The following is a 14,399-nucleotide window of genomic DNA, read 5'->3' as shown; positions in this document are numbered from 1 at the left end:
GCATTCCCACGCAGAGCGTGGGAACGATCATCAAGGGATTCAGGGAGCCTGCCGGGCCGTTAGAACACCGACCACCCAATCCGCTCACTCAACAACTCCAACGCCTTTATCCCCGCCAGCGAGTTCCCCGCCGCATTCAACTCCGGCGACCACACGCACACCGTAAACTGCCCCGGCACCACCGCAACAATTCCGCCGCCTACCCCGCTCTTGCCCGGCAAGCCCACGCGATAGGCAAAATTCCCCGCCTCGTCATACAGCCCGCTGGTGGCCATGATCGAGTTGACTTGCTTGGTCTGGCGCGCCGTCAGGATCTGCTCGCCGCTGTGGGCGCTTGTCCCCTCGTTGGCCAGGAAGCTGAACGCCTTGGCCAAATCCAGGCAGCTCATCTGCAACGCGCAATAGTTGAAGTAGCTGTGCAGCACCGCGTCCACATCGTTGTGGAAGTTGCCGAAGGATTTCATCAGATAGGCCATGGCCGCGTTGCGCGCGCCGTGTTGGGCCTCTGAATCGGCGACGACGCTGTTGACCAGGATTTGCGGGTTGCCGGACAAGCGCCGCACAAAGTCACGCATCGACAAAATCGGTACGGCAAAACGCGATTGGTTGATGTCGCAGATCACCAGGGCGCCGGCGTTGATAAACGGATTACGCGGTCGGCCGCGTTCGAATTCCAGCTGGACCAGCGAATTGAACGGTTGCCCGGAAGGCTCGTGGCCCAGGCGTTCCCAGATGGTTTCGCCGCCGTGGTCGATGGCCTGCACCAGGCTGAACACCTTGGAAATGCTCTGCACCGAAAACAGGGTGTTGGCATCACCGGCGCAGTAAGCCGAGCCGTCGTTGCCGTACACCGCGATGCCGAGTTGATTGGCGGGTACGTCGGCCAGCGCGGGGATGTAGTCGGCGACTTTGCCGAGGCCGATCAGTGGACGCACTTCGTCGAGGATCGACGAAAGCATCGCCTGCATGTCTTGTCCTGTCATCTGTCTTTGAATCGGTGATAAGCGGGGCGCGGAGGATACCTCAAACAGGCAGTACAGGCAGGAATCTCACCTGTGGGAGCTGACTCCCACAGGGGTCCTGCGATACGGTTTAGAAATACGCCACATCCGACACCTGCTCATCCAGTACATCCCGCGCCAGCGCCCATGCCTGGTCCTTGGACTCCACCACCAACAGCGGGTAACCCCAGGCCTTGCCAAACGTCACGGCAAACGGCTTGAGCGCCAGGCGCTTGGCGGCGCTGGGTTCCACTTGGATCATGCCTTTGACGAACGCGCGCAGCGCCTGTTTGTTTTTCTTCATCCAGATAGAAGCCTGTTTGCGCTCCTCGTGGGAATGCTCGTGATTGTTTTCGTCCACGGCTTTTTCGTGCAGCAACATAAAGGATTGCTGACGGGCGAGCAGGCCTTCGAATATCAGGAAGGTATCGTCGGGACCACCTTCGTTGGGGGCATCGAAGACGATTTTGACCACCGGAAAAGTTGAACTGTCGAGTCGCATGGCAAAGCTCCTTAATGAGAGTTGATCTCACTATAGTGATCGTGCCGCTGGACGGCATTGCACAAAATAGCCAGAATATTTCGCAATTCAGCCAAACCGCGACCTCACCATGAAACGTCATCGCCTTGACCTGCACGACCCGCAAATGTCCAAGGATGCTGACCTGATCCCGCGTGCCGTGGTGGCTGTGGGGGCTACCAGTACGTCCGAAAGCTGGGAACACGAGCAGCATTCCCACCGCAAAGCGCAGTTGATGTACACCCTGCGCGGGGTGATTCACTGCGAGATCGAGGCCGGTATCTGGATCGTGCCGCCGCAATGCGCACTGTGGATTCCCGGAGGAATGTCCCATGCGGCGCGCGGCTCCGGCGAGGCGCACGTCTACTGCCTGTTAGTTGACCCCGACGCCTCAGACGCCCTGCCCCCGCAATGCTGCACCCTGGGCGTGTCAGGTTTATTGCATGAACTGATCACCAAGGCCGTGAGTTTCCCGCAACTCTACGACGTCGAAGGCGCACAGGGCCGCTTGATCAGCACCTTGTTGGATGAGCTGGGCGAAGCGCCGATCGAAGACCTGCACCTGCCCATGCCCCAGGACCCAAGGCTACGCCGCCTGGCCGACAGCCTGCTGGCCGACCCCGGTGACAAGGCCACCCTCGGCCAATGGGCGGTGCGTATCGGCATGAGTGAGCGCAGCATGACGCGCTTGCTGCTGGAGGAGTTGGGCTTGAGCTTCGGGCGTTGGCGACGGCAGTTGCATGTGATCCTGTCACTGCAACGCCTGGCCAAGGGTGAAAGTGTGCAGCGGGTGGCGCTGGACCTGGGTTACGAGAACGCCAGCGGCTTTATCACCATGTTCCGCAAGGCGGTGGGGCAACCGCCGGCGCGTTACCTGGCGGACCGCGTGGGCATCACGGGCAATGCCGGGCAGCTCGGCATTGCGATGGTGGACGCGCCTGCACAGCATGCCTTTCCAGAGGCACTTAAAATGCAACTTCCTGATAGAAAATAAATTCATGATTCAACTTTTTAATAATTAGGTTAGAACCAATCGGCATTTTACAGCGCCGGCGGCGGCCCCTACTTTGTTGGCAAATGACCGTCACCCCGCCGGGTGACGGTGTTGAACCCGACTCAACAAGGACTGACCATGAGCATTGAATTCATCGGCTATATCGGCGGCCACCATGCTTCCGAGATTCACCCGCGCAGCGGCCCGACCCTGCAACCGGACTACGTCGAAACCGTCGCCCGCGCTCACGAAGAGGCAGGGTTCGACCGCGCCCTGGTGGCTTTCCACTCCAATAGCCCGGACAGCACGCTGATCGCCTCGCATGCCGCCAGCGTGACCAAAAAGCTGCAGTTTCTGATCGCCCATCGCCCAGGTTTTGCCCAGCCCACGCTGGCCGCACGCCAATTCAACACGCTTGATGTATTCAACGGCGGCCGCACCGCCGTGCATATCATCACCGGCGGCGACGACCGCGAACTGCGCGCCGATGGCAGCCATATCGGCAAGGACGAACGCTACGCGCGTACCGACGAATACCTCAGCGTGGTGCGTCAGGAATGGACCAGCGAGCAGCCGTTCAACTTCTCAGGCACCTACTACCAAGTGGAAGGCGCGCACTCCACGGTGAAGTCGCCGCAGCAGCCGCATATTCCGCTGTATTTCGGTGGGTCTTCAGCGGCAGCGATTGCGGTGGCGGGCAAACATGCGGACGTGTATGCGCTGTGGGGTGAAACCTATGAGCAGGTGCGCGAGGTCGTGACCCAAGTGCGCGCTGAAGCGGCCAAGCATGGGCGTACGATTCGCTTCAGTTTGTCATTGCGGCCGATCCTGGCCGAGACCGAGGAACTGGCCTGGGCGCGTGCCGAGAACATCTTGGCGCAGGCCACTGCCTTGGCTGAGAAACATGGTTTTGTGCGGCGTGAGCCGCCGAATGAAGGCTCGCGCCGGTTGCTGGCCGCGGCGGCGCAAGGATCACGGTTGGACAAGCGCTTGTGGACCGGGATTGCCGGGTTGCTCGGCGCACAGGGCAACTCGACCTCGTTGGTGGGCACCGCCGAGCAAGTCGCCGAAGCCTTGCTGGATTACTACGACCTGGGGATTACCACGTTTCTGATTCGTGGGTTCGACCCGCTTAATGATGCGATCGAGTATGGCAAACGCCTGATTCCCCTCACCCGCGAGTTGGTCGCCGAACGCGAGCGGCAGGCCGCAGAAAAGGTGGCTTAGTGTTTGGACGGGGGGTGTTGCGTCAACTCAACAACACCACCCCGCCAGGCAGCTCCGTACACTTGGCCCCATACGCGTCCCGAATCAACAGGGCCACTCCCGGCAACTGCTGCAAACTGAACCGTGCTTGCACGCGCCGCTGCCCCAGTTCTTTATTCAGCAACACCAGCATCCCTGGCCGATAGCGGTTGATCTCATCCACTACGGTGGCCAACGTCGCGTTGTTGAACACCAGCACCTGCTCGCGCCACGCCACCACCGACTGCGTATCCACCACAATCGGTTCGCCCATGCCGGCAGCGCCATAGGTCAGTTGCCGACCACTTTCCAGACGCACACTGCGCTCGGCGACATCTACCAGCAACGACCCTTCAATGCACGTCACACACACGCTGTGGTCAGTGTTGCGCAGATTGAACCGCGCCTGCGCCGCACTGACCCAACCCTCGCCGGCCTGTACTTTGAGCGTCTGCGCGCTGTTGGCGACGATCTCGACTTCACCTTCCAGCAATTCAATTCCCTGCCCGACCCGGCTGATGCGCGTCTGGGTATTAAGCTCCAGGTTCACGCCCTCGCTTAACAACACTTGGCGTTGCTGGCCCACCTCGGTGCGATAGTCCGCCGTTAACCCGGCAAACCCGCCCGGCACGCCAACACGCACCATGACCACCGCCGCCGACGCCGCAATCGCCCCACCGAGAAACGCCCGACGGCTAAAATGGCGCGGCTGCGACAACTGCTCGACGGCAGGCGCCAATTGTTGCCACAACACCTTGGCCTGCTCGAACGCCTGGGCATGCTCGGGGCTCTGGGCACACCAGGCCCGCAACGCCTTGGCATCGGCGACGGTGGCGCGGCCCGACGTCAGCAGCACCAGCCAATCGCGGGCTTCACTGTGCAGTGGGCTGGTGGAATTATCCCGGGCGGCGGAAAGGTTAAAAATGTTCAAGCGCGCAAATACTCACGGTTTTATCAGGGACTCGACACTAAGACGGTTTTCCGGCCCCGGGACCGAACCGCTGAATCACTTTTCTTTCCAGGCGCTTTGCACAATGGCCCAGGGCGGCCTTGATTTCTTTCTCGACCATGCGCGTAGAGATGCCGAAACGCTGGGAGATTTCCAGGTGGGGGGCTTCTTCCAGGCGCGCGGCGATCAGGATCTTGCGGCGGCGAGCCGGCAGTTCGTAGAGGGCCTTGACCAAGGACTGGATTTCTTTCTGGCCGCCGACTACCCGCAAGGGGTCCTGGGCTTCGTCGGCGCTTTGCAACAGCTCTTCGACCTCACTGCCGGTGAGCAAGCGCGCATCGGCCTGGCGTCGATCGGCGGCAATGTTCAAGGCCATGCGGTACAGGTAGGCGTTGGGTTGCGTAAGGTTCGGTGGTACGTCCATGCGGTCGACCCGTAGATAGGTTTCGTGCAGGACGTCGTTGGCCAGGTCCTCGGAACCCAGGCGCTTGCGCAGGCGCACCTTGAAGTCCTCATAGGACGCCAGGAACAAGCTGACCATCGTATTGTGCCCGGTGTTTTTCATCCGCCCGTGGCTCCCGTCCCTGCTGTGCATTCCATGCGCATTCCTGTTGTGTCAGGCAATAAAAGTAAAGTCACCGGCTGGCGCAGCGAACTGGGTGCCGGGCGTTCGACCCGCGCCGTGCCCAGGCTGCGCACCAATGCTTCATCGCGTTGTTCATTGCCGGTGGAACTGACCAACCGGCTGTGTTCGATCACCCCGTCAGCGTTGACCCACACCTGCACCAACGCGCGAAAACTGCCGGGGCGGGTCAAGGGCGAACGGCATAGGCTGGCCTCGATCGCCTGCTGCAACGCCGTCGCGTAGCTGTTGTTGATCCGCGCTGCGCTACGGGTCGATACGCCACGGGGCGAAGGTGCCTGGCTGACCTCGGGCAGTCGCAAGGTGAACGCGTCGCTGCGCGCATAACGCGCCATCAGGCCACTCCCCGTCAGCAACATCGCCAGTGCCTCCTGCGCCGTGAAACGCCCGTGCACACCGATGGAGCGCCGGCCCCGCGTCAGCTCGCGGTCGACCAGCACCGCCATGCCGGTGGCGCGGCTGTAGGCTTGCAGTGCGTGTTCCAGGTCTTGCGCCGGCAGGTCCAGCATCAACAGCGATGGCTCTGCCTGTGCGGGCAGAGACCCAGCGAGCAGCAACAGCAAGACCAGGGCACCTATGGCGCGCCTCCAGCCCTCCTGCCCCCCTCCCGCTCTGCATCGCTGCACGGCCGACGTGTCCTTGAAAACAGTCATCCTGAGGCTCGTTTATGAATCTGATGTTACGGTGATAGCAAAAAAAACATCACAGTGATGGGAAGCCCGCTGCACTACACTTGGACGCGTTGACGGCCCCTCCTTGCGGGCCCGCCAGGAGGCTCTGATGAACTATTCCCCCCACCTCGCCAGCCTGTTGCTGTGCGCGGTTCTACCTCTAACCGCCCACGCCGAAACCGCTGCCACGGGCTGCACCGAAGTTACTGTCAATGGGGCCAAAGCGCCCGACTATGGTTGCCTGAGCCAGCAGATGGGCAATAACTCGGACGCCTCCAAGGCCGCGCAAAAAAACCGCGAAGCGCTGAACGTACCGGTGCAGAAGCGGCCGCCAAACCAGGTGGGGCTGGCCACCCCGGCGGCGACCAGTGTTCGCATGGGCAATACGTTTGGGACGTCGGTAAGTCCGCAACGTCCCTGAGCCCTCAAATCGATCGCTGGTTAACGCGAGCAGTCAATTGCTCGGCAGTCTCCTTGCGCTCGGAGTAACGATCCACCAAGTGCGCCTGATGGTCGCGCAGCAGCAACGTAAACTTCACCAGCTCCTCCATCACATCGACCACCCGGTCGTAATACGGCGACGGTTTCATTCGGCCGGCGTCGTCGAACTCCATATACGCTTTGGGCACCGAGGATTGATTGGGGATGGTGAACATCCGCATCCAGCGCCCCAGGACGCGCAGCTGGTTGACCACATTGAATGACTGCGAGCCACCGCACACCTGCATCACCGCCAATGTCTTGCCCTGGGTCGGACGCACGGCGCCAAGCGTCAAAGGAACCCAGTCAATCTGGGCTTTGAACACGCCGGACATTGCGCCGTGACGCTCCGGAGAACACCAGACCTGGCCCTCCGACCATTGCACCAACGCTCGTAACTCCTGCACTTTCGGGTGCTCAACCGGAACGTCATCGGGTAGCGGCAAACCGGTCGGGTTGAACACGCGGGTTTCGGCGCCGAAGTGCTCCAACAAGCGCGCGGCCTCCTCCACCAGCAGACGACTGAACGAGCGCTCACGGGTTGATCCGTACAGCAGCAGGATGCGCGGTTTGTGGTTGCTCGAACGGGTCACGGGGGGCGTGACACTCAGCAGCTCGAGATTAAGGTTAGGCAGTTGCTCTGACATGTGTCCTCCTGCTTAGAGGGTGCCGATTCGATCAAGCGCGTGCTTGAGCTCATCGCGGCTGAGGGTGTCGAACGCAAGTTCGAAGAAGGCTTGGCAACGCTGTTCGATCCGGGCGAGCGTCGCCAGAAAGGCAGCCTCTATCGCTTGCTCACCGCCTGTGACTTCCGAAGGATCTTCCAGTCCCCAGTGAGACTTGAGTGCTGGGCCAAAATAGACCGGGCAGGACTCGCCGGCCGCTTTGTCGCACACCGTGATGACGACATCCGGCGGGCAATGCTCAAACGCGTCGTTGCCTTTACTGCTCAACCCCAAGGTTGGAATACCGGCGCGCGCCAAGGTGGTCAGGCTGCGCGGTAGCACCTGGCCCCTGGGAAAGCTTCCGGAACTGACGGCTTCGAAGCCTTGCGGCGCCAGGTGATTGAACAGTGCTTCACACAGGATGCTGCGGCAGCTGTTGGCCGTGCACATGAATAGGATTCGCATGGGAGGTTGATTCTCTTGATTTCAGCAGCAGACATTTTCGCGAACCGGACGCCCATCCATGCTGTGCAAGCGCGCAGCATTGGTCTGGAGCCATTGCGCGTTCTCGCGCAGGGTCACCTGCAAAATCTCGTGCACCCAGGCCGGCAAATCAGGATTGAGGCGGTAGTAGACCCACTGCCCTTGCCGGCGATCCAGCAACAGCCCGCTGCTGCGCAATTGCGCGAGGTGACGGCTGATTTTCGGCTGGCTGTCGTCCATGGCACACATGAGCTCGCACACGCACAACTCGCCATGGGCGGCAATCAGCAGGGTGGCGCGAACGCGGGTTTCGTCGGCCAAGCTTTTGAAGACTTCGGGGGGAGCGATCATGGAAGGACCTATATATGTTTAGCCGAATATACGTATATCCATATACATTAAACAAGTGAAGAAGTTGTCGAGCGGGGCCGAAGATGATTTTCGTTGGCGGGGACGACTGGTTATAGCCAACCATTACAAACCCCGGTCCCGCACTGGCTACGCTGAACGTTGCTCAAGAGGAGCTTTCCCACGTAGTTACGTTTAAAGGACTAATGATATGGCGCACTCCGATCGTTCTTCACCCGCCACCCAACCCCGCAAAACCCCGCCCCACGTCGAGGGCACCGGTTCCAACCTGCTCACCCTGGACAACGCCGGCCCCGTGCAAATGGGCTTCTGGGTACCCAACCGCGTGTGGGCCACCGCCAACTTCCTGGTGCCGCTACGCGACTACATCGCGGCGATGAAAAAAGCCGGTACCCTCGCGCCGATGCAGCCGCAATTGGTGGCGTTCAAGCACTGGGTGACCACCCACAGCGTGTACCGTATGTGGGTCAACTCGATGATCGAGCAATCCAATGCCTTCGTGATGAGCCTGCCGCCGCACACCCGCGACAAGATCAAGACCCAGGACGGTGATGCCGTATGGATCAAGGACTACGACAGTTTCTTCGAGATCCTCAACGAGATCGTCACCACCTCGTCCTCCTTCAACGACACCGCCCAGGTGGGCACGCCGATGAATGGTTTCCTGGCGATTTCCATGGCCACCGAAGCCGGGGTCGCGTTGTTCCATGACACAACCTTCAACCAGCAATTCAAGAAGGTGCTCGACACCTGGAATGCTTACCTCAAAAGCCCGCAATCACTGGACAAGCTCGACATCAAAAACCCCGAGAAACCCGGCTCATGGATCTCCAAGGCTGCCTGGAAAGCCGGGGTATGGGACCAGATGGAGTGCGACCCGAAGAAGCCCGGCTATGGCTTCGACTCCTGGAACGCGTTTTTCATTCGCAAGTTCGTGCCCGGCGCACGGCCGTTCCAGGGCGATGCAAAGACCCAGATCGACATCGGCTGCGAGACCACGCCCTGGGAGTACCAGAACAACATCGCCTTCGAAAGCGACTTCTGGATCAAGGACGTCAACTACTCGCTGCTGGACCTGTTCGCCGGCCAACGCCAGTGGGCCCAGCCTTTTGAAGGCGGGCAGCTTTACCAGGGCTTTCTCTCCGCCACCCACTACCACCGCTGGAACGCACCGCTGGACGGCACCCTCGTGCGTTCATGGGTACAGCCCGGCACTTACTTCGCCCAGCGCCCGGCCCAGAAAGAAGGCCCAGGCACCTGGGAAGGTACGGAGTCGCAGCCCTACCTCGGCCATGTGGCGGCCCGGGCGATCTTTATTTTCGAACACCCAACCTGCGGTTATGTGGCGCTGATCTGCATTGGCATGGTGGAAGTGTCGACCTGCATCATCGAACCGGCGTTTATCGTCGGCGAAGGCAGCTCTCCAGTGAAAATCAAACGTGGCACCGAAATCGGTCACTTCGAGTTCGGCGGCTCTACCCACGTGATGGTGTTCCAGCGTGATCGCGTACGCCTTGAAGAGTGGGCCATCAATGCTGTGAAGCACCGGCAGGCGCCGAAACCGACGCCCATGGGCAGCGTGATTGCGACGGCGCTGGACACGAAAAAACGTAAATAACCCTACCCCATCAAACAGCTCAAGGAGCGTCTCCTTGAGCTGTTGCACAGCGTTGACGGTTTTTTCATATCCGACCCTCTATGATCCAGCCCTTCGTTGGGGAGTAACCGGCTTCTGACCTGCTCAGAAGCGTTCGTATCAACATATTCGGCAACCTGCCGTGGTACGAACACCGTTGTGGTTGGTGAGACCAGCGACACATCCATGCCTAAAGTCGGGCGTGTGGTTGTGTCGTTGACTCATACAGCCCGACTGGAAGCCTTACCGTGAACCCCATTTCCCTTGTTTTTCTGGCCTTGGCCATGTCCACGGACGCCTTTGCGGCGGCCATCGGCAAAGGCTCCAGCCTGCACAAACCACGTTTGACCGAAGCCCTGCGTGCCGGTCTGATCTTTGGTGTGATCGAGGCCATCACGCCGATGATCGGCTGGGCCATCGGCCATGCCGCCACGCGTTGGGTGGAAAGCTGGGACCACTGGATTGCCTTCACCCTGCTGGTCGCGCTGGGCCTGCACATGATCTACAACGGGCTCAAGGCCGATGATGAAGAAGCACAGAAACCGACCCAGCATTCATTCATGATCCTCGCCGTCACCGCGTTCGCCACCAGCATTGATGCGCTGGCGGTCGGCGTGGGCCTGGCGTTTGTCGACGTGAATATCCTGGTGGCCTCCGCCGCCATTGGCCTGGCGACCATGACCATGGTGACGATCGGCATGATGCTCGGGCGCGTATTGGGTACCGTGGTGGGCAAGCGCGCCGAGATGATCGGCGGCGTGGTGTTGATGCTGGTGGGTGCGACAATACTGTATGAGCACTTGTCGGCCTAGATAACCACCGGGCCCCCACATGTGAGGGGTTTGGTCCCGATAGTTACAATCGGGACCAAGCCCACTCTCACATTTTTGATCGCGTTTATTTCAGGCTTTTCTCTAACCAGGCCTTCAAGTCCTGCACTTCGGCTTCACTCACGGTATGCGGCATCCCCGGATAGCCATGAAACTCCGGCTTCAACCCCAACCCGACCAACACCTCATTGGCCCGAGTCGCCGAGACATACGGCAGCGCCTGGTCCAAGGTGCCGTGGCCAATAAAGATCGCTAACTTATCCAACGATTCATCCGGCTTAAGCTCAGCCTTGAGCACGGGCAACACGCTGCCACTCAATGCCGCAATCCCACGCACCAACGCAGGCTTTCGCAAACCCACCTCGTAAGACATGATCGCGCCCTGGCTGAACCCCACCAGGAACACCCGATCACTTCTGGTGTGGTACTTGGCGGTGGCCTGGGTCACGAAGTCTTCGATCAGCGTGGCGCTGCGTTGTAAATCGGCAGTCTCTGCATCGTAGTCGCCGTCACCGGGTTTCTTGGCAAACCAGCGATAGCCATTGAAGTCCACCGGCATCGGGGCGCGTGCAGACAGGTAGGTCCAGGTGGAAGGCAACGCGTCCTTGATGCTGAACAGGTCTTCCTCGTTGCTGCCAAACCCGTGCAGGAAAATCACCAACGGTTGGTTGCGCGCATCACCCTGGGTCTGTTCCAGGTACGACAGCGGCAAATCGGTGTGCAGTGTGGAATCGGCATGGGCAGCCCCGGCCACCCACATCAGCGCCAGGGCAAACAGTTTGAACATCGCAATTGACCTCAAGGCTTACGCAACAAATACGTGTCCATGATCCAGCCATTGGCCAGACGCGCCGCCTTGCGCACCCGTTCGATTTCTTCAGCCACTTCACCCACCTTGCCGCTGATAAGAATCTCATCCGGCGTGCCCAGGTAGGCGCCCCAGTAGATATCCAAGTCCTGATCGGCCACGGTACGGTAGGAGTCTTCGGCGTCAAGCATGACCACCAACGTATCCGCATCACTCGCCTGCCCCGCCGCCAACCGGCGCCCGGTGGTGATCTCAATGGAACGGCCGATACGGTTCAGCGGCACCTTATGCTGGGCCGCCAGGGCCTGCACGCTGGTGATACCGGGGATCACCTCGAACTCAAATGCACAGCGGCCACCGGCCAGGATCGCCTGCAAAATGCGAATGGTGCTGTCGTACAGTGCAGGGTCACCCCAGGCCAGGAACGCGCCCACCTCACCGTCAGCCATTTGCTCGTTGATCATGCGTTCGAAGGTCTGCTGCTTGTCGCGGTTGAGGTCTTGCACCGCGGTGGTGTAGTCGATATCGCCACGCACGCGCTCGGGGCAGTCGGCCTCGACGAAACGGTAGCCGGGCTCGGTAATATAGGTCTCGCAGATCTCGCGGCGCAGGTCGATCAGCTTGTCTTTGCTCTGACCCTTGTCCATCAGGAAAAACACGTCGGTGCGGTTCAGCGCCTTCACGGCCTGCATCGTGATGTAGTCAGGGTTGCCGGCGCCGATGCCGATGATCAGGATGCGTTTCATGGGTTGCTCTCATTGCGGGGCGTGGATTCTGCCATGTTCGCGGGGCTAGGCGTGAGTTTCCAGGCGCAGGCGCCACACGTTGTTGAAGCGCAACTCGGTGGCGGACAGCGGTTCGACGTCGATCAGGTAGAACATCGAGATGGGAAACTGCATGACATACAGCATGGCGGCGCGGATCACAAACGGATGGGTGATAGCCACGACATGCCCCGGTTGGGCCTCGAGGGTTTTCATCCACTGCCCGACGCGCGTGCAAATCTGATCCACCGACTCCCCACCGTGAGGCGCACTGGCGCTGTCGCTCATCCAGGCCATCAACTCATCACCCTCGAGTTCGCTGATAGCTTGGCCTTTCCAAAGGCCAAAATCGCCATCGCGCAGGACATCTTCGATCTTCGGGCTATCACCGAACAAGCCTGCTGTCTGCCGGGTTCTGGCCTCAGGCCCACACACCAGGCGCAGGTTTTTCGTGTAGCGGCCAGCCAGCGATAACGCCGCACCTTGCCAATCCATCGCGACGGATTCGTCATCGGGAAACCTTCCCTGTTTTTGCAACGGCGTGACGGCATGGCAAATCAAGGTCAAACGGGTGGCCTGCATCAACAATCGCTCAAGTAGGAAGGACGAGGCCACTTAGATTGGCGAAGTTGCGTTTATCACGCAACGCCTTGCGCCAGATACAGCACCTGATACCCCGTCCCGGGATGGCCCGCGTCCAACGCCTTGGCCGACAAGGTGATACGCACCCAACGCCACGCCTGCACATCCAGCGCCAGGAATACCGCAAAGGTGTCCCGGCTATCGGCCAACTGCTGGTTGCGCAGCTTTTCCTGGGCCAATATCCCGGCCCGATCCGCCCCAGGCTCCAGCGGCCACTCTTCCCGGTACAAGCTTAGTGCGTTCTGCGCCGGCCCTCGCTGTACGTCCAGCGGTAACCAGCTCTCGATAGGCGGCCGGCCAAAGCTGTCGAGTACCTTCTGAAAACGCTCCCCCAGCAAGAAATCAGCGGCTTGCAGCGGGTCGGACCACAGATACACCGACGCATACAGATTGCCCACCCCCGGCCCCTGGCCGCGCTCCTGGGCGATAAACGCCTTGAACAGCAACCCTTCGGTGTGATCCCACAACGGCCCCAGTTGCGCGGCGCGCTGGCGAATCACGCCCATGTCGTAGTCGGCAGGCAAGCGGTGTGAATACTGTTTGGCAAACATGGCAAAGCTCCCGTGCACATTGAGATTCCAGCTTGCGCAGCAGCGATGATTTCAACAAGATATCAGTGGATATATATGCGATAAGGATTTGATATGACTGATGCACTCAAACCCCTGGATATCGACACCGTGCAGGCCTTCGTACTGGTCGCCGATTTCGCCAGTTTCACGCGGGCCGCCGAAGCCCTCGACACTTCCCAGGCGGCCATCAGTCTCAAGCTCAAGCGCCTTGAAGAACGCCTTGGCTATCGCCTGTTGGAACGCACGCCTCGCCATGTGCGACTGTCGCCCCAGGGCGAGCAGTTCATCGTTGCCGCCCGCGCCCTGCTCAATGCTCACGAGCGCGCTTTGGGTGATTTGGGCTCCCACGCATCCCGGCGTTTGGTGATCGGTATCAGCGATCACGTGGCCGGGCCTGATTTGCCCACGTGGCTCAGCCGCCTCGCCGCTTACGACCCGCTGGTGATCCTCGAGGTGCGTATTGCGTCCTCCCGCGACCTGCTCGCCGCGTTTGACCGTAATGAGCTGGACGCGGTGATCGTGCGTAACGAAGGTGATCGTCAGGATGGCGAAGTGTTGGCGGTGGAGCGTTTTGGCTGGTTCGCCGTGCCGACCTGGCAACATAGCCCGGGGACGCCGTTGCGTATGGCGACCATGGCCGCGCCCTGTGGTGTTCGGCATTTGGCGGTCAGGGCGTTGGATGAAGCACGTATTGATTGGACCGAGGTGTTTGTCGGTGGGGGTGTGATGGCCGTGGGGGCGGCGGTTAGTGCCGGGTTGGGTGTTGCCGCCCTTGCCCAGCGTGTGGCTCCGGCAGGTGCGGTGGATGTGAGTGAGCAATATGGGTTGCCCGTTTTGCCGGTGAGTGAGGTGGTGCTCTATAGCCGGATCAGTGATGTACGGTCGAGGGAGACTTTGCGGGCTTTGAGCGCGACATTTCGCGGGGTGTTGCAGCGGTAGTCAGCGTATTTTCACAGGGCTTGGGGCAGTTAAATCGAGTGTATATCCGTTACTTAGGTAATGGCGGAGATGGGTTCCGCCCTTACGGCGGGTCACTTTGCAAAAGCGGCAAAGTAACCAAAACGCTCTTGCCCCACCACTCGGCACCTCGCCTAGGCTCGGTGTGCCCGCACTCCGGCACGGCTGCG

Annotated in this window: 18 protein-coding genes and 1 riboswitch; of the genes, 6 read left to right on the top strand and 12 right to left on the bottom strand. The window is 60.4% G+C overall.

Features of this window, described 5'->3' with window-relative positions; genetic code table 11:
* Positions 1-59 precede the first annotated feature (59 nt).
* Both glsB and BFL40_RS00085 read right to left on the bottom strand, forming a co-directional pair.
* On the bottom strand, positions 60-968 hold the full coding sequence (gene glsB, locus BFL40_RS00090; protein ID WP_071482495.1) for a glutaminase B: 909 nt from the start codon (positions 966-968) through the stop codon (positions 60-62).
* A gap of 124 nt (positions 969-1,092) precedes the next feature.
* Entirely contained in the window at positions 1,093-1,503 is a 411-nt protein-coding gene (locus BFL40_RS00085; protein WP_071482494.1) for a hypothetical protein, read from the bottom strand.
* Between the two features lie 109 nt (positions 1,504-1,612).
* Here BFL40_RS00085 and BFL40_RS00080 point away from each other — a divergent pair, with 109 nt between their 5' ends.
* Positions 1,613-2,515, top strand: coding sequence for an AraC family transcriptional regulator (locus tag BFL40_RS00080; RefSeq protein ID WP_071482493.1), 903 nt, complete (start codon positions 1,613-1,615; stop codon positions 2,513-2,515).
* A 138-nt stretch (positions 2,516-2,653) separates the two neighbouring features.
* Positions 2,654-3,742, top strand: a complete 1,089-nt coding sequence (locus tag BFL40_RS00075) for an LLM class flavin-dependent oxidoreductase (RefSeq protein ID WP_071482492.1) — start codon at positions 2,654-2,656, stop codon at positions 3,740-3,742.
* Positions 3,743-3,764: 22 nt separating this feature from the next.
* Here the strand turns inward: BFL40_RS00075 and BFL40_RS00070 are convergent, their stop codons facing one another.
* Genes BFL40_RS00070 through BFL40_RS00060 form a run of 3 tightly spaced genes read right to left on the bottom strand, consistent with a single transcriptional unit; the run spans position 3,765 to position 5,915 of the window.
* Positions 3,765-4,691 (bottom strand): FecR family protein, encoded by a 927-nt coding sequence (locus BFL40_RS00070; protein WP_071482491.1) that lies wholly within the window; start codon positions 4,689-4,691, stop codon positions 3,765-3,767.
* 37 nt (positions 4,692-4,728) lie between these two features.
* On the bottom strand, positions 4,729-5,274 hold the full coding sequence (locus BFL40_RS00065; RefSeq protein ID WP_071482490.1) for an RNA polymerase sigma factor: 546 nt from the start codon (positions 5,272-5,274) through the stop codon (positions 4,729-4,731).
* Positions 5,271-5,915 (bottom strand): secretin and TonB N-terminal domain-containing protein, encoded by a 645-nt coding sequence (locus BFL40_RS00060; RefSeq protein ID WP_071482489.1) that lies wholly within the window; start codon positions 5,913-5,915, stop codon positions 5,271-5,273. Before BFL40_RS00060 ends, BFL40_RS00065 begins: the two co-directional genes overlap by 4 nt.
* Positions 5,916-6,132: 217 nt before the next feature.
* Here BFL40_RS00060 and BFL40_RS00055 point away from each other — a divergent pair, with 217 nt between their 5' ends.
* Complete coding sequence (locus BFL40_RS00055; RefSeq protein WP_071482488.1) at positions 6,133-6,444, top strand: hypothetical protein; 312 nt, start codon at positions 6,133-6,135, stop codon at positions 6,442-6,444.
* Between the two features lie 4 nt (positions 6,445-6,448).
* Here BFL40_RS00055 and arsH read toward each other — a convergent pair whose 3' ends face one another.
* The 3 genes from arsH to BFL40_RS00040 are packed head-to-tail and all read right to left on the bottom strand — an operon-like array spanning position 6,449 to position 8,002.
* Positions 6,449-7,150: an arsenical resistance protein ArsH gene (gene arsH, locus BFL40_RS00050; RefSeq protein ID WP_071482487.1), complete on the bottom strand. Its 702-nt coding sequence runs from the start codon at positions 7,148-7,150 to the stop codon at positions 6,449-6,451.
* A gap of 12 nt (positions 7,151-7,162) precedes the next feature.
* Positions 7,163-7,633 carry an arsenate reductase ArsC gene (locus BFL40_RS00045; RefSeq protein WP_071482486.1) on the bottom strand — a complete coding sequence of 157 codons (471 nt, stop codon included), beginning with the start codon at positions 7,631-7,633 and terminating at the stop codon, positions 7,163-7,165.
* 21 nt (positions 7,634-7,654) lie between these two features.
* Positions 7,655-8,002 (bottom strand): metalloregulator ArsR/SmtB family transcription factor, encoded by a 348-nt coding sequence (locus tag BFL40_RS00040; protein ID WP_071482485.1) that lies wholly within the window; start codon positions 8,000-8,002, stop codon positions 7,655-7,657.
* Between the two features lie 208 nt (positions 8,003-8,210).
* Here BFL40_RS00040 and BFL40_RS00035 point away from each other — a divergent pair, with 208 nt between their 5' ends.
* Positions 8,211-9,638: a phosphatidylserine decarboxylase family protein gene (locus BFL40_RS00035; protein ID WP_071482484.1), complete on the top strand. Its 1,428-nt coding sequence runs from the start codon at positions 8,211-8,213 to the stop codon at positions 9,636-9,638.
* An 86-nt stretch (positions 9,639-9,724) separates the two neighbouring features.
* Positions 9,725-9,892: riboswitch (yybP-ykoY riboswitch) on the top strand.
* 12 nt (positions 9,893-9,904) lie between these two features.
* The gene (mntP, locus tag BFL40_RS00030) at positions 9,905-10,468 is read left to right on the top strand and encodes a manganese efflux pump MntP (RefSeq protein ID WP_071482483.1); all 564 of its coding nucleotides are present in this window, start codon (positions 9,905-9,907) and stop codon (positions 10,466-10,468) included.
* A gap of 85 nt (positions 10,469-10,553) precedes the next feature.
* On the opposite strand, the gene BFL40_RS00025 is transcribed toward mntP, so the two are convergent.
* The 4 genes from BFL40_RS00025 to BFL40_RS00010 are packed head-to-tail and all read right to left on the bottom strand — an operon-like array spanning position 10,554 to position 13,251.
* The gene (locus BFL40_RS00025; protein WP_071482482.1) at positions 10,554-11,273 is read right to left on the bottom strand and encodes an alpha/beta hydrolase; all 720 of its coding nucleotides are present in this window, start codon (positions 11,271-11,273) and stop codon (positions 10,554-10,556) included.
* An 11-nt stretch (positions 11,274-11,284) separates the two neighbouring features.
* Positions 11,285-12,040: a precorrin-6A synthase (deacetylating) gene (cobF, locus tag BFL40_RS00020; protein ID WP_071482481.1), complete on the bottom strand. Its 756-nt coding sequence runs from the start codon at positions 12,038-12,040 to the stop codon at positions 11,285-11,287.
* 45 nt (positions 12,041-12,085) lie between these two features.
* Positions 12,086-12,640, bottom strand: a complete 555-nt coding sequence (locus BFL40_RS00015; protein WP_071482480.1) for a histidine phosphatase family protein — start codon at positions 12,638-12,640, stop codon at positions 12,086-12,088.
* 56 nt (positions 12,641-12,696) lie between these two features.
* Complete coding sequence (locus BFL40_RS00010; RefSeq protein WP_071482479.1) at positions 12,697-13,251, bottom strand: DUF4865 family protein; 555 nt, start codon at positions 13,249-13,251, stop codon at positions 12,697-12,699.
* Between the two features lie 93 nt (positions 13,252-13,344).
* On the opposite strand from BFL40_RS00010, the gene BFL40_RS00005 reads away from it, so the two are divergent.
* Positions 13,345-14,211 carry a LysR family transcriptional regulator gene (locus tag BFL40_RS00005; protein ID WP_071482478.1) on the top strand — a complete coding sequence of 289 codons (867 nt, stop codon included), beginning with the start codon at positions 13,345-13,347 and terminating at the stop codon, positions 14,209-14,211.
* Positions 14,212-14,399 lie beyond the last annotated feature (188 nt).

Origin of the sequence: Pseudomonas costantinii, assembly GCF_001870435.1 — a bacterium.
GTDB classification, from domain to species: domain Bacteria; phylum Pseudomonadota; class Gammaproteobacteria; order Pseudomonadales; family Pseudomonadaceae; genus Aquipseudomonas; species Aquipseudomonas costantinii.
The sequence above is the reverse complement of the archived record's forward strand: the minus strand, read 5'-3'. Positions and strand labels throughout refer to the sequence as shown.